Here is a 13002-nt window from a genome sequence, read left to right on the forward strand (position 1 = left end):
GCGACCGGGGTCGGGTCGTCGTGCGGTGCCCCCTGACCGCGCTACGCCAGCAACGTTGATGGCGGAGCGCGATCCCCCGTTCAGGTCGACCGGTGCGAGGGCGGCGACGGAGTCGCCGGCACCGGTGTCATCAGGATGACGTTTTCCTACCTGGTCGAGAACTGTGAACTCCGCAACTTGCGGATATCTTGAGCAAGCCGGCGGTGCTCGCGCTCAGCTCCGGCGGGGCTGCGGCACCCGGACGGCGGCCATGCCTGCGGCGGTCGCGGCCTCGATGCCCAGGTCCGCGTCCTCGAAGACCAGGCAGGACCTGGGCGGTACGCCGAGCAGTTCGGCGGCACGCAGGAACGGCTCGGGGTCGGGCTTGGGGCGGGCGTAGTCGCCCGCGCACACCAGCACGTCGAAGCGGTCGAGGATGCCCAGCGCGTCCAGCGAGGCGGTGACGGCATCCCGGGTGCTGCCGGAGACCACGGCGAACGGGACGCGTCCGTGCGCGTCGTCGATGTGCCGCAGCACCCCGGGGATGCCGGTCGCGGTGGGCAGCAGCTGCTGGAAGCGTGTCTCCCGGTGGGCGACGACGGTCTCCACAGGCATGTTGAGGCCCTGTTGTTCGTTCAGGGCGACGACGATGTCCGCGGTCGGTCGCCCGGCCCAGGCGTAGAAGAGGTCCTCGGGGAAGACGCAGCCCCACTGGTCGAGGGTGGTGCGCCACGCGGTGTAGTGCTGGGGCATCGAGTCGACGATGGTGCCGTCGCAGTCGAACAGGTACGCCTGGAACTCGCCGGTCGGCAGGGGCAGCATCACCGGCCCAGGCTATCCGGCAGCCCGGGACAGCCGGTGCGCCGGCTCAGAGCCGCCGGTACATCACGAGCAGATCGACGTAGCCGTCGGCGGGGTGTCGGAAGCCGTCCGGGATCCGCCCCACCACGTCGAAGCCGAGGGACCGCCACAGTGCCACCGCCCGCGTGTTCACCGCCACCACCGCGTTGAACTGCATCGCCCGGTAGCCGTCGGCGCGGGCCAGGTCCAACACGAACTCGCCGAGGGCCCGCCCGATCCCGCGCCCGGCCGCCGCCGGAGCGACCATGAAACTGGCATTGGCGACGTGCGCCCCGGGACCCAGCTGGTTGGGGGACAGCTTCGCCGAGCCGAGGACGGTGCCGTCCCGGTCGACGGCGACCACGGTCCGGCCGGGCGCAGGCACCAGCCACATCTGCCGGGCCCGTGCCTCGTCGACGTCCCGGGGCCAGGTGTACGTCTCGCCCGCGGCGACGATCTCCCGCAGGAAAGGCCAGATGCCGGGCCAGTCGTCGGCGGTCGCGATCCTGATCTCCATCACCGGTCAGCCTGCCACCTCACCGCCGGTGCCGGCCACCGGAAATCCGCCCGCCGGGCGCGGCTCACAGCAGGCCGGCGGCCATCGCGGTGGTGACCGCGGCGGTGCGGTCGGAGACGTCGAGCTTGTTGAAGGTACGCAGCAGGTGGGTCTTCACGGTCGCCTCGCTGATGTGCAGTTCGCGACCGATCTCGGCGTTCGACAAGCCCTGGCCCACCAGGCGCAGCACCTCCACCTCGCGGGCGGACAGCGTGCCGCGGGCCGGCCGGCGGACCTGGTGCAGCAGCCGGGTGGCCACCGACGGAGTCAGGACGGTACCGCCGCGCGCCGCGGTGCGGACGGCGGTGATCAGGTCGGCCCGCGCGACGTCCTTGAGCAGATAGCCGGCCGCACCGGCCTCGACGGCGCGCAGGATGTCGCCGTCGGTTTCGTAGGTGGTGAGCACCACCACCCGGGTCTGTGGTGACTCGGTGAGGATCCGGGTGGTGGCTTCGACTCCGTCACCGCCGGGCAGCCGCAGATCCATCAGCACCACGTCAGGCCGCCGGTGGCGGACCTGGGTCACCGCCTCGGCCGCGTCGCCGGCTTCACCGATGATCGTGATGTCGTCGGCGCCGGCGAGCATGCCGGCCACACCGGCGCGGACCACAGGATGGTCGTCCACCAGCAGCACAGTGATCATCGGTAGGGCACCTCCACCCGGATCGTCGTCCCTGCGCCGGGTGCGGAGCGTACGACAAGCGAGCCGGCGGCCTGCTCGACGCGGGTTCGCAGCCCGGCCAGGCCGTAGCCCTCGGTGGCGGCGTCGACGTCGAACCCGGTCCCGTCGTCGGCGATCTCCAGCGCGATCCGCCTGTCGTCGCGGCGGAGCACGACGGCCACCGCCCGGGCGTCGGCGTGCCGGCGGACGTTTGCCAGCGCCTCCTGTGCCGCGCGGAGCAGCACCACCTCCAGGTCCGTGCGCGGCGGCGGGCCGGCGCCGGAGACGACGCAGGTCGCCGGTACGCCGGTCTGCTGGCTGAACCGTTCCGCCAGCCGATGCAGAGCCTGCTCCAATGGAGCGCCGGTGAGCTGCGCGGGCGTCAACGCGGCCACAAGTGTCCGCACGTCGACCAGGTTCTCCCGGGCCGTCTGCCGGGCCAGCAGCAGGTGCTGACGGGCCCGGTCCGGGGTGCCGTCCAGGTCGGCCTCGGCGGCCTGGACGAGCATCACCACGCTGGACAGGCCCTGGGCGACGGTGTCGTGGATGTCGGCGGCGAGTCGTTGGCGCTCGGCGGCGATGCCTGCCTGGTGGGACAGTTCGGCCAGCTCGGCCCTGGTCCGCTCCAGTTGGGCGATCAGGTCGGCTCGTCGGGCGCTCTCGTCGACGGTGCGCTGCGACCAGACCCCCAGGACGCAGACGACGAACACGATCATCACCGCAACCAGCAGCGGCGCGACGAGGTCGCCCAGGTCCGGTAGGCGGATGGCCAGGACGACGAGGTGCACCGAGTTGAACAGCACCACCGCGAGCACCGCCGGTACGGCCGGCAGCACCATGAACATCTGCGGGCAGAGCACGAACAGCAGGAACGAGGCGTTCCCGTTGAGCAGCACCGCCGGCACGTAGAGCAGGGCCACACCGGCGAGGTAGAGGTAGCCCCGCCAGTCCTCGATGGACTCGCGCATCAGTCGCCGGCCGAAGCCGAGGTACCAGCCGGCCAGGGCGAGGAACAGCGCGAGACAACCGACGCGGGCGACGGGTGACCACCACGTGTCGGCAGCCACGACCAGAGCGACCCCGGCACCCGCCAGCGCGAAATAGCTGTCCCAGAGCCGGAAACGTCCGCTCCACGAGTCCGGGGCGGTGGGCGAGGTCGCCGCCCCGGTGGTCACGGGCGCGGTCACCGGGAGCGTCGACCCCGCCAGCGGAAGGTGGTCAGACACAGCACCATCCCTCCGATGCACCAGGCGGCCAGCACCAGCGCGATCCGGCCGTGTTCCCAGGAGGGTACGACCTCCTGCGGGAGGATGCTGTCGGGCAGGAACACCGATCGGAAGCCCTGCGCCATCCATTTGAGCGGGAACAGCGAGCCGACCGTGAGCAGCGGCTCGGGCAGTTGACCGACGGGGGTGTAGAAGACCCCCGAGATGAAGGCCAGTACCAGGTAGGGCAGATTCATCACGGCACCGGCGCTGCGGGCCGAGCCGGCGAGGCTGCTCGCGGCGATGCCGGTCAGGGCGCAGGCGGTGGCCCCGAGCAGGAACACCCAGCCGAAGGTGAGCCAGCGGACCGGGTCGGTGGGCAGGGACAGGTCGAAGGCGAGCACGGCGATGCCGAGCAGCAGCACCGTCTCGCCGACGGTGACCACCAGGGCCATCAGGATCTTGCCGATGAAGTACGCCGACGGCGGCATCGGCGCGCCGCGCAGCCGGCGCAACGTGCCGTCGTCACGGTCGGCGGCGATACCGGTGCCCAGGTTGATGAAGGTCGTCGAGGCGACCCCGGCGGCGATCATGCTGGGCGCCAGGTACTGGGCGGAGGTCACGTCGCTGCCGGGGTAGACCCCGTCGAAGATCGAGCCGAGCAGTGCGAGGATCACCGCCGGCATGGCGAAGGTGAACACCACGGCGTCCCGTTCCCGGAAGAAGCCCTTCAGTTCGATAGTCGCGCGGTGCAGCCCGAGCCGGACCGCCGACGGGCGGCGCGGCACGGCGGGCCGGACGGTGGTGGTCATGACGCGTCTCCGATCAGGTCGAGGTAGACGTCTTCCAGGCTCGGGCGGCTGACTGTCAGCTCCGGCACGCTCCCGCCGTACCGGCCGGTGAGCGACGCGATGAGCGCGGCCGGGTCGTCGGTCTCCTGCCGGCCGTCGGCCCATCGCACGACGGTGCGTGCGGAGGCCTGACCGACGAGGGCGGCCGGGGTCGCGTCGGCGAGGATCCGGCCGCCGGTGATGACGGCGACCCGGTCGGCCAGCGCCTCGGCCTCCTGGAGGTAGTGGGTGCTCAGCAGGATCGTGCAGCCTCCGGCTCCGGACAACTGCCGGATCAGGTCCCAGAACCGGCGGCGGGCCTGCGGGTCGAAGCCGGTCGTCGGTTCGTCGAGGAAGAGCAGCCGGGGGCGGCCGACGATGCCGAGGGCGACGTCGAGACGACGGCGTTGACCGCCGGAGAGGGTCCGTACCCGGGCCGTGGCCTTCGCGGTGAGGCCGACCAGCTCGATGACCTCAGCTGGATCGCGGGGTCGGGGGTAGTAGCGGGCGAAGTGGCTCACCGACTCCCCGACGGTCAACTCGCCGAGGTCGCCGCTGTCCTGGGTGACGATGCCGATGCGGGCCCGCCAGTCCAGGTCGGCGCGGCCCGGATCGTGCCCGAGCACGCTCACCTCACCGGCGTCGCGGCCCCGGTGCCCCTCCAGGATCTCGATCGTGGTGGTCTTGCCCGCCCCGTTGGGTCCGAGCAGGGCCACCACCTCGCCGGCGGCGACGTCAAGGTCGAGGCCGGCGACGGCGACGGTGTCGCCGTAGGTCTTACGTAGTCCGCGTACGCGGATGGTGGGGGTGTCGCTCATGTTTCCGATCGTCTGCCGGCAGGGGGGCCGTACGGGACGACCGGTGGACGGAACGGCGGTGTCCGTCGACCGGTGGACACCGGCCGATGTTTGTCGACGCAAGCATCGGGTAGTCGCCGGAGTTGATCCCGAAAAGGAAGGACGAGCGATGGCGGCACAGGTCAAGGTGGCGGTGATCTACTACAGCGCGACCGGCATCACCTACCAGATGGCGCAGGCGGCCTGCGAGGCCGCCGGTGAGGCGGGTGCGGAGGTGCGGCTGCGCAAGGTACGCGAGCTGGCACCGGACGAGGCGATCCGCTCCAACTCGGGATGGGAGGCGCACCGGTTGGAAACCCAGGACGTGGAGGAGGCGCAGCTCGACGACCTCAGCTGGGCGGATGTAGTGATCTTCGGGTCGCCGACCCGCTACGGACTGGTCGCCGCCCAGCTCAAGCAGTTCATCGACACCACCGGCCCGCTGTGGGCGCAGGGTGCGCTGGCCAACAAGGTCTACTCGGGCTTCACCTCCACGGCCACCGAGCACGGCGGGCAGGAGTCGACCCTGCTGTCGCTGTTCCACGTCTTCTACCACTGGGGCGGGATCGTGGTCACCCCCGGGTACACCGAGCCGAGCCAGTTCACCGCCGGCAACCCGTACGGTGCCTCGCACACCAGCAACAACGGCGAGACCGCGCCCGACCACGTCGCGCTGGGGGCGACCGCGCTGACCGCCAAGCGGGCGGTCACCATCAGTGCCGCGCTCAAGCAGGGCCTGACCGGCTGAGCGGTCCGTCACGGAAGGACCGGCGGTCCGGGCGGGGGCTCTCAGACCCGCCCGGACCGCCGGCCGTTCACAGCGCTACCCCGGATCGGCCCGGCTATGCCTGGGCCGCCGGGGACAGCTCACCGGCCGGTGCCGGCAGCAGCTCGCGCAGCAGGTCGGTCAGGACCGCCACCCCGTCCGGGCTGAGCACCGACTCGGGGTGGAACTGCACCCCGGCGAAGCCGCGCCCACGCAGGGCGTGCACCGCGCCGTCGGCCTCGTCGCGGGCCAGCTCCACCGGCCCGTACGGGCCGTCGTGGTGGTCGGCGGTGGCACGGGCGGTGAAGGTGGCGTAGAAGCCGACCCGGCGGGGCGTGCCGAACAGGGTGACCGTGCGTTGCAGCCCCTGGTAGGGCGCGTCCCGGCGGTGCACGGGCAGCCCGAGCAGGCCGGCGAGCAACTGGTGACCGAGACAGACGGTGAGTGTCGGGTGCCCGGCCCCCAGCAGCTGCGTGAGCAGGGCACGCAGCCTGATCATCTTCTCCGTGTCACCTGTCGGGTCACCCGGGCCCGGGCCGACCACCACCAGGTCGTACGCCCGGACCGGCTGCTCGTCCTGCCACGGCCGGACGGTCACCGACAACCCGAGCGCGCCGAGTTGATGAGCCAGCATCCCGGTGAAGGTGTCCTCCCCGTCGACGATCAGGGCCCGGCGCCCGGCCAGGGCGGGCAGGGCCAGGGCGCCCGGCGGCCGCTGGTCCAGCCAGAACCGGGCCAGCGGGGCGTTGCGGGCGGCGAGGGCGGCACGTACCTGCGGATCGTCGGCCAGCCGGTGCGTCGGGTGCGGCCCGGCCGGTGCCTGCGGGCCGAGGCCGAGGGCGGCCAGCACGCCGGCGGCCTTGGCGTGGGTCTCCGCGACCTCGGCGGCGGGGGTGGAGTGCCGGACCAGCGTCGCACCGACAGGTACCCGCAGCTCACCGCTGGGGGAGATCTCGGCGGTACGGATCAGGATCGGCGCGTCGAGGGTCTGCCGGCCCGTCTCGTCATGGCCGAGCAGGGCCAGCACCCCGGAGTAGTAGCGGCGTCCGGTACGTTCGTGGCGGGCGATCACCCGACAGGCGTTCTCCATCGGACTGCCGGTCACCGTCGGCGCGAACATCGTCTCCCGCAACACCTCGCGGACGTCCTTCGAGCCCCGTCCGGCCAGCAGGTACTCCGTGTGCGCCAGGTGGGACATCTCCTTCAGGTACGGCCCGACCACCTGCCCACCGCGCTCGGCGACGGTGGCCATCATCTTCAACTCCTCGTCGAGGACCATGTACAGCTCCTCGGTCTCCTTGGTGTCGGCGAGGAAGCGCAGCAGCGCGGCCCGGTCGGCGGCGGCGCCGGTGTGCCGGAAGGTCCCGCTGATCGGGTTCATCATCACCAGGCCGTCGTCGACGCTCACGTGTCGCTCCGGGCTGGCACCGACCAGGGTGCGGGTGCCGGTGTGCACCACGAACGTCCAGTACGCCCCGCGCTCCCCGGTCAGCAGCGAGCGCAGCGCGGCCAGCGCGGCGGCCAGCGGGGCACCCTGCACCTGGGCGCGCAGGGTGCGGTGGATGACGAAGTTGGCGCCCTCACCGTGGCCGATCTCGTCGGCCAGCACCCGGGCCACGATGGCGGCGTACTCGTCGTCGCTGATGTCGAAGGCGGCGCCGGTGGTGCGTACCGGGGCGGTTGGCAGCGCGTCCAGTACGCCGGCCAGCGGCAGCCGGTGGCGGCTGTCGATGCGGAGGCATTCCAGGGGCGCCCGGTCGTCGACACAGGCGAAGCCCCGCTCGACGACCTGCCGGTACGGCACCAGGGCCAGCGTCGCCGGGCCGGCCGCGGCGGGCAGTGGGATGTCGGCGAGCAGGTCGACGGTCGTCACGGTGCCGGTGTACAGGTCGAGGTGATCGGCGCCGTCGCGGCGTAACAGGGCGAACGGGCCGGGGTCGAGGCCGGCGGCGAGCGTGGTGAGCAGGTCGGTCAGCTGGTGCATCGGTCTCCTCGGGCCGGGCGACCGCCGTCGGGGGCGGCCCGGGGAACCGGGACATGACCGGCGGCCGCCTCGTCGGGCGGCCGCGTGGGTTGAAGCTACGCGCGGGGGAGGGCCGCCGGGTCGGCGGGCCACCAGCAGGTCAATCGCGCGAGCATGCGAACACTCTACGCGTCGGGTGGTCGGTGCGGAAGCCGATCGGCGGACCCGGTGCGCGGGAGCGTTGTGGCGTCGCGATCACCGGGTACGTTGACCCGCGATGAAGATTCTCGCGCTGGACCTGGGCACCTCGTCGGTGCGTGGGCTCGTGCTGGACGACGCCCAGCCGCTGCCGGGGGCGCTGGCCCGTCGCCGCGTCGTGCTCGCCGTCGACGACGAGGGTGCCGGGACCCTCGACGCCCGTGGCTACCTGGCCTGCCTGATCGAGTGCCTGGACGAGTTGCACGGGCAGGGCTGGCTGGACGGGGTGGAGCTGGTGGCGATCAGCGGTCAGTGGCACTCGGTGCTGCCGCTGGACGCCGACGGCGAACCGCTCGGACCGGTACTGACCTGGCTGGACACCCGGCCCGAGCCGCCGGCCACGGCGGTCGGCCCGGCCGACCCGGACGCCTTCCACCAGCGCACCGGCACCTGGTGGCACCGCTGTTACTGGTCGGTGCGGCTGCCCTGGTTGCGGGCGCGTACGGGTGGCCGGGTGGCCCGTTTCACCGGCCTGGTCGAGTACGTGCTCGGTCGGCTGCTCACCGAGGCGCCGATGTCGATGTCGCAGGCCTCCGGCACCGGCCTGCTGGACCTGCACACGCTGGACTGGGACCCGGAGGCCTGCGCCCTGGCCGGCAGCGACGGCACGGACCTTCCCGACCTGGTCGCGCGGGACTGGCGCGGTGGGCTGCGGGCCGAGTACGGCCGGCGCTGGCCGGCGCTGGCCGGAGCGCGGTGGGCGCCGCCGCTGGGTGACGGCGCCGCTTCCAACGTCGGCTCCGGCTGCGTGGACCCCAGCCGGGCGGCGGTGACGGTGGGCACGTCCTCCGCGGTGCGGTTGTTGCAGCGGATGTCGACGCCTGCCGAGTCGAGCGTCCTGCCACACCGGCTGTGGCGCTACCGTGTCGACCACGACCATGTGGTGACCGGGGCCGCGTACTCCTCCGGTGGAAACCTGTTCGCCTGGGCGGACCGGGAGTTGCGGCTGCCGACCGGCAGGGCGCTGGAGCAGGCGCTGGCGCTGCTGCCGCCCGACGGCGGCCGGCCGGCCAACGTGCGCTTCGGTGGTGACCGTCCGCCGGGCCGTCGGCCGGCCGGGCTGGGTGAGCTGCGAGGGCTGGGTTTCGGCACCACCGCTGTGGAGATGCTGGCCGGGCTCATGTACGGGGTGTGCGAGCAGGTCGTCGACGACCTGGTGGTGTTGGAGTCCACGGTGGGCCGGCCGGTGGAGGTGGTCCTCGGCGGCGGTGCGATAGCGGCCTCGACCTGGTGGCGGCAGGCGTTCGCGGCGGTGCTGGCCCCTCGGACGGTCCGCTTCGGGCGGCACCCGGAGATCGGGGCCACCGGCGCGGCGCTGGTGGCCACCGGCCGGATCGCCGACGCCGTGGCGGTGGCCGACATCGGCCGGACGGATGATCAAGAGTCGGCGACCTCGGCATAGGCTGGCGACCAGCAGTACCCTTCCTGAACCATTCATAAGGGCAGGGCGTTGACACTGCTCTCGGGCCTGGTTGGATGGACGGCGCTCCCCGGACCGCGGCGGACGCGTGGGGGAGGAGGAGCGGGTGGGTGTAGGACCGGAGCAGGCGCACGGGGTGTCACAGCACCGCCGGCGTCGGTTCGACGTCCGGGTGGTACCCCACCGGCGGCGCTCCCCCCTGCGCCTGCAGGACTGGCGGATGCGCACCAAGCTGGCCACGGTGCTGGTCATCCCGTCGGTCGCCTTCCTGGTCCTGGCGGGGGTACAGACCCAGAGCCTGGTCAGCCGCGCCGACACCCTGGGTGACTTCGCCGCCCAGGTCGGCATCGGGCGCGAGATCACCGCGCTGACCCACCGGTTGCAGATGGAGCGCGACCGCACCGCCGGTGAGCTGCCGGCCCTGCGGGACGCCGTCGACGAGGAGGCGAGCGAGGAGCGGCTGGCCGTGTTGCAGCCCTACCGCGAGGCCGCCGACCAGGCGGCGGCGGAGCTGCGCGCGGCGGCCGAGCCGCTGGCCGAGGCGGACGCCTCGTGGCGGGACGTCTACGTGGTGGCCTCCCAGGCGTACCAGCAGGTCGGCTACATCCGTAACACGCTGACCACGGTGGTGCTCAGCGACGACACCATCATCGGCAACTACCACCGCGCGATCGACGCGCTGCTGAATCTGCTCGCCCAGCCGACGCCGGGCGCCGACCGCCCGGAACTGGCCGACGCGGTGCTGCGGTACGTGCAGTTCGCCCGGGCGAAGGAGCTCTCCTCGCGGGTCCGGGCGGAGCTGTACTCGGCGGCCCGGGCCGGCAGCTACGACTCCGATGACGCGGCCCAGCTGCCCGAACTGCGGGCGCGGCAGCTGACCGCCCTCGGCGCGTTCCGGATCGCGGCGACGAACGCTCAGGTGGCCGGCTACGACGAGATGAGCCTGGATCCGGCCTTCGTCGCCGCCTCCCGGATGGAGGAGCAGGCGCTGTCGCAGGGCACGTCCGGGTCGGCGGTGCTGGACGCGGAGCAGTGGTGGACCGCCAGCGAGGCCCGCCACGAGCTGTTGCAGCGCTTCGAGGCGGAGGTGCTGTCGGCCTCGGTGCGCCAGGCCGACGACGCGAGCGAGACCCAGCTGCGGGAGACGCTGCTGGTCGTCGGCGTGATCATCACGGTCCTGCTGGTGGCGGTGCTGATCTCGGTGCTGATCGGTCGGTCGTTGGCCCGGTCGATTCGGCTGCTGCGCTCGCAGGCGCTGCGGATCGCGCAGATCGAGCTGCCCGAGGCGCTGGCCCGGCTGCGGTCGGTCTCCGGTGGCGTGCCACCGATCGAGGTCTCGCCGGCGGTGGTGCGCTCGCTCGACGAGATCGGTGAACTGGCCGAGGCGTTCGTCGCGGTGCACCGCAGCGCCGTCGGGGTGGCGGTCGAGCAGGCGAACATGCGCCGCAACGTCAACGCGATGTTCGTCAATCTCGCCCGACGGAGTCAGGTGCTCGTGGAGCGGCAGTTGGAGCTGCTCGACGACCTGGAGCGCGAGGAGGGCGATCCCGAGCAGCTGGAGAACCTGTTCAAGCTGGATCACCTCGCCGCCCGGATGCGCCGTAACGACGAGAGCCTGCTGGTGCTGGCCGGTACCGAGTCGACCCGCCGGTGGAACCGGCCGATCGGGCTGAGCGCGGTGCTGCTGGCGGCCAGCGCCGAGATCGAGCAGTACCAGCGGGTGCGGCACGAGGCGGTGGCGGACCTGCACGTGGTCGGCCACGCGGTGGGTGAGCTGGTGCACCTGCTGGCCGAGCTGCTGGAGAACGCGACAGCCTTCTCCCGACCGGACACCATCGTGCAGGTGATGGCGCGGGTGGAGGGGCCCGGCGCGGTCATCGAGATCGCCGACCAGGGTCTCGGTATGAGCCCGGCGGCGCTGGCCGAGGCGAACGCGGTGCTGGCCGCGCCGCCGGCCGCGGACGTGGCGACGGTCGAACGGATGGGTCTGTTCGTGGTCAGTCACCTCGCCGCCCGGCACGGCATCGAGGTGCGGTTGCACGGCGGTGCCGGTGGGCTGGTGGCCCGGGTACGGCTGCCGCATCCGCTGCTGGCCCCGGCGCCGCCACCGAGCCTGGATCCGGTGCCGTCGCCGCGCGGGCTGCCCGCCGCGACGCCCCGGCCGGTCGCACCGGCCAACCCGGGGCCGGCGGATCTGCCGGTGGCCGGGCGACGCCCGACCACGGTGCCCCGCCAGGCCCATCCGGTGCCGGTACGCGCCGAGGACGTGCTCGCTCCGGCGGCCGCGCCCGGCGGTGGCGGCTGGTGGTCGCGGGAGGGCCCCTCGTCGGGGGTACCCGCGGTGGGGGCCGGCGCACCGGCACCGCCGGCCGTGCCGGTGACCGCCGGGACGAACGAGCGGGGCCTGCCGGTGCGGGTGCCGATGGCTCAGCTCAGCGCGGTGACCCAGCCGGCCCGGCCGGAGCAGCAGCCGGCGACCCGCGACGATCCGGACCCGGAAGCCGTCGGCGGGATGTTGTCCAGGTTGTACAGCGGGGTGCGGCGGGCCGAGTCTGAGGAGACCACCGAGATACCCGTGCCGCCGCTCGGGGCGTGGAGCGAAGGAGGACGGAAGTGACGACGTTGTCGCAGGAAGCTCGCGACCTGAGCTGGCTGGTCAGCGCGTTCGCGGAGCGGGTGCCCGGGGTGGCGCACGCGGTGGTGGTCTCCTCCGACGGGCTGCTGGTCGCGATATCCGACCACCTGCCGCGAGACCACGCCGACAAGCTCGCCGCAGTGACCTCGGGGCTGATGAGCATCACCGCCGGTGCCGCCCAGATGTTCGACGGGGACGTGGTCAAGCAGACAGTTGTCGAGATGGGTCGCGGCTACTTCCTGGTGATGCAGGTGCGCGACGGCTCGATCCTGGCCACCCTGGCGGCGGCGGACGCCGACATCGGCGTGGTGGGCTACGAGATGGCCCGGCTGGCCAAGCAGGCGGGCGAGATGCTGACCCCCGCCCTGCGCGCCGAACTTCAGCAGGCGCTGCCCCGCTGAGCAGGCACGGGCAGCGGGTCACCCCGGCGTTCTCGACGCGCTCACTCTGGCGAACGGCGTCACCGGATACCAGCCGGCGCGGATCGGCTTCCTGGTGACGCCGGCGGCCGCGAAGGCGTCCTGGGACCGCAGGGCGACGAGCGCCGCGTCGAGGGGCGCGAACCGGAAGTCGTAGATCATGAGCTGGCCGCCGGGTCGGAGGACCCGGGCCAGTTGTGTGGCTGCCGCCGGAAGGTCCGGCCAGTGGTGCAGGCTCAGCGTCGAGACGACCACATCGACGCTGCCGTCGGGATGGGGCAGGTCCGCCACGTCGGCGATCTGAAACCGTACGCGGTGGCCCAGCGAGCGGCTCGTCGCGGACTGCTCGGCCACCTGGATCATGTGCGGGGACGGGTCGACACCGTCCAACGTGACGTCGGGGCGGCGGTCGGCGAGTTCGTGCAGCAGCCGCCCCGGACCGGTGCCGACGTCCAGGATCGTCGCCGACATCGGTGCGACCGCCCCGACCTCTGCGGCGACCCGCCGGTAGAGGCCGCGTAGCGCCCAGCGGGACATCCGGTCGTAGGAGACGCTGCGGCGCCGGTCGAAGCCGGTGTCGTGGGCGGGGTGCACGACGGCGTGCAGCCGTTTGGCGAGTGACATGGCTTCTCCT

Annotated in this window: 12 protein-coding genes; 4 read left to right on the top strand and 8 right to left on the bottom strand. The window is 72.7% G+C overall.

The window, feature by feature from the left end; all coding sequences use genetic code 11:
* Positions 1–213: 213 nt before the first annotated feature.
* The 6 genes from AB0I71_RS08085 to AB0I71_RS08110 form a co-directional block, all read right to left on the bottom strand.
* Entirely contained in the window at positions 214–804 is a 591-nt protein-coding gene (locus AB0I71_RS08085) for an HAD-IA family hydrolase (RefSeq protein WP_357582517.1), read from the bottom strand.
* A 43-nt stretch (positions 805–847) separates the two neighbouring features.
* Positions 848–1336, bottom strand: a complete 489-nt coding sequence (locus AB0I71_RS08090; RefSeq protein WP_357582518.1) for a GNAT family N-acetyltransferase — start codon at positions 1334–1336, stop codon at positions 848–850.
* Between the two features lie 64 nt (positions 1337–1400).
* On the bottom strand, positions 1401–2018 hold the full coding sequence (locus AB0I71_RS08095; protein WP_357582519.1) for a response regulator transcription factor: 618 nt from the start codon (positions 2016–2018) through the stop codon (positions 1401–1403).
* Positions 2015–3262 (bottom strand): sensor histidine kinase, encoded by a 1248-nt coding sequence (locus AB0I71_RS08100; RefSeq protein WP_357582520.1) that lies wholly within the window; start codon positions 3260–3262, stop codon positions 2015–2017. The genes AB0I71_RS08095 and AB0I71_RS08100 overlap by 4 nt, the downstream gene beginning before the upstream one ends.
* Positions 3220–4053: an ABC transporter permease gene (locus AB0I71_RS08105; RefSeq protein ID WP_357582521.1), complete on the bottom strand. Its 834-nt coding sequence runs from the start codon at positions 4051–4053 to the stop codon at positions 3220–3222. The genes AB0I71_RS08100 and AB0I71_RS08105 overlap by 43 nt, the downstream gene beginning before the upstream one ends.
* A complete protein-coding gene (locus AB0I71_RS08110; RefSeq protein ID WP_357582522.1) occupies positions 4050–4889 on the bottom strand; it encodes an ABC transporter ATP-binding protein in 840 nt (279 codons plus the stop codon). The genes AB0I71_RS08105 and AB0I71_RS08110 overlap by 4 nt, the downstream gene beginning before the upstream one ends.
* Positions 4890–5037: 148 nt before the next feature.
* Between AB0I71_RS08110 and wrbA the strand changes: the two genes are divergently transcribed.
* Entirely contained in the window at positions 5038–5655 is a 618-nt protein-coding gene (gene wrbA / locus AB0I71_RS08115; protein ID WP_357582523.1) for an NAD(P)H:quinone oxidoreductase, read from the top strand.
* Between the two features lie 94 nt (positions 5656–5749).
* Here the strand turns inward: wrbA and AB0I71_RS08120 are convergent, their stop codons facing one another.
* Entirely contained in the window at positions 5750–7657 is a 1908-nt protein-coding gene (locus tag AB0I71_RS08120) for an anthranilate synthase family protein (protein ID WP_357582524.1), read from the bottom strand.
* Between the two features lie 256 nt (positions 7658–7913).
* On the opposite strand from AB0I71_RS08120, the gene AB0I71_RS08125 reads away from it, so the two are divergent.
* The 3 genes from AB0I71_RS08125 (at position 7914) to AB0I71_RS08135 (ending at position 12350) form a co-directional block, all read left to right on the top strand.
* Entirely contained in the window at positions 7914–9296 is a 1383-nt protein-coding gene (locus tag AB0I71_RS08125; RefSeq protein ID WP_357582525.1) for an FGGY family carbohydrate kinase, read from the top strand.
* A gap of 124 nt (positions 9297–9420) precedes the next feature.
* The gene (locus AB0I71_RS08130; RefSeq protein ID WP_357582526.1) at positions 9421–11931 is read left to right on the top strand and encodes a nitrate- and nitrite sensing domain-containing protein; all 2511 of its coding nucleotides are present in this window, start codon (positions 9421–9423) and stop codon (positions 11929–11931) included.
* Between the two features lie 5 nt (positions 11932–11936).
* Positions 11937–12350 carry a roadblock/LC7 domain-containing protein gene (locus AB0I71_RS08135; RefSeq protein WP_155218583.1) on the top strand — a complete coding sequence of 138 codons (414 nt, stop codon included), beginning with the start codon at positions 11937–11939 and terminating at the stop codon, positions 12348–12350.
* Positions 12351–12368: 18 nt separating this feature from the next.
* Here AB0I71_RS08135 and AB0I71_RS08140 read toward each other — a convergent pair whose 3' ends face one another.
* Positions 12369–12992, bottom strand: coding sequence for a class I SAM-dependent methyltransferase (locus AB0I71_RS08140; protein WP_357582527.1), 624 nt, complete (start codon positions 12990–12992; stop codon positions 12369–12371).
* Positions 12993–13002 lie beyond the last annotated feature (10 nt).

The sequence above is a fragment of the Micromonospora sp. NPDC049891 genome (assembly GCF_040660295.1).
Classification (GTDB): domain Bacteria; phylum Actinomycetota; class Actinomycetes; order Mycobacteriales; family Micromonosporaceae; genus Micromonospora.

Bases quoted from the DNA above. Each gene is read 5' to 3' on its own strand.
- AB0I71_RS08090 (WP_357582518.1), bottom strand. From the start codon at position 1,336: ATGGAGATCAGGATCGCGACCGCCGACGACTGGCCCGGCATCTGGCCT.
- AB0I71_RS08095 (WP_357582519.1), bottom strand. From the start codon at position 2,018: ATGATCACTGTGCTGCTGGTGGACGACCATCCTGTGGTCCGCGCCGGT.
- AB0I71_RS08105 (WP_357582521.1), bottom strand. From the start codon at position 4,053: ATGACCACCACCGTCCGGCCCGCCGTGCCGCGCCGCCCGTCGGCGGTC.
- AB0I71_RS08110 (WP_357582522.1), bottom strand. From the start codon at position 4,889: ATGAGCGACACCCCCACCATCCGCGTACGCGGACTACGTAAGACCTAC.
- wrbA (WP_357582523.1), top strand. From the start codon at position 5,038: ATGGCGGCACAGGTCAAGGTGGCGGTGATCTACTACAGCGCGACCGGC.
- AB0I71_RS08120 (WP_357582524.1), bottom strand. From the start codon at position 7,657: ATGCACCAGCTGACCGACCTGCTCACCACGCTCGCCGCCGGCCTCGAC.
- AB0I71_RS08125 (WP_357582525.1), top strand. From the start codon at position 7,914: ATGAAGATTCTCGCGCTGGACCTGGGCACCTCGTCGGTGCGTGGGCTC.
- AB0I71_RS08140 (WP_357582527.1), bottom strand. From the start codon at position 12,992: ATGTCACTCGCCAAACGGCTGCACGCCGTCGTGCACCCCGCCCACGAC.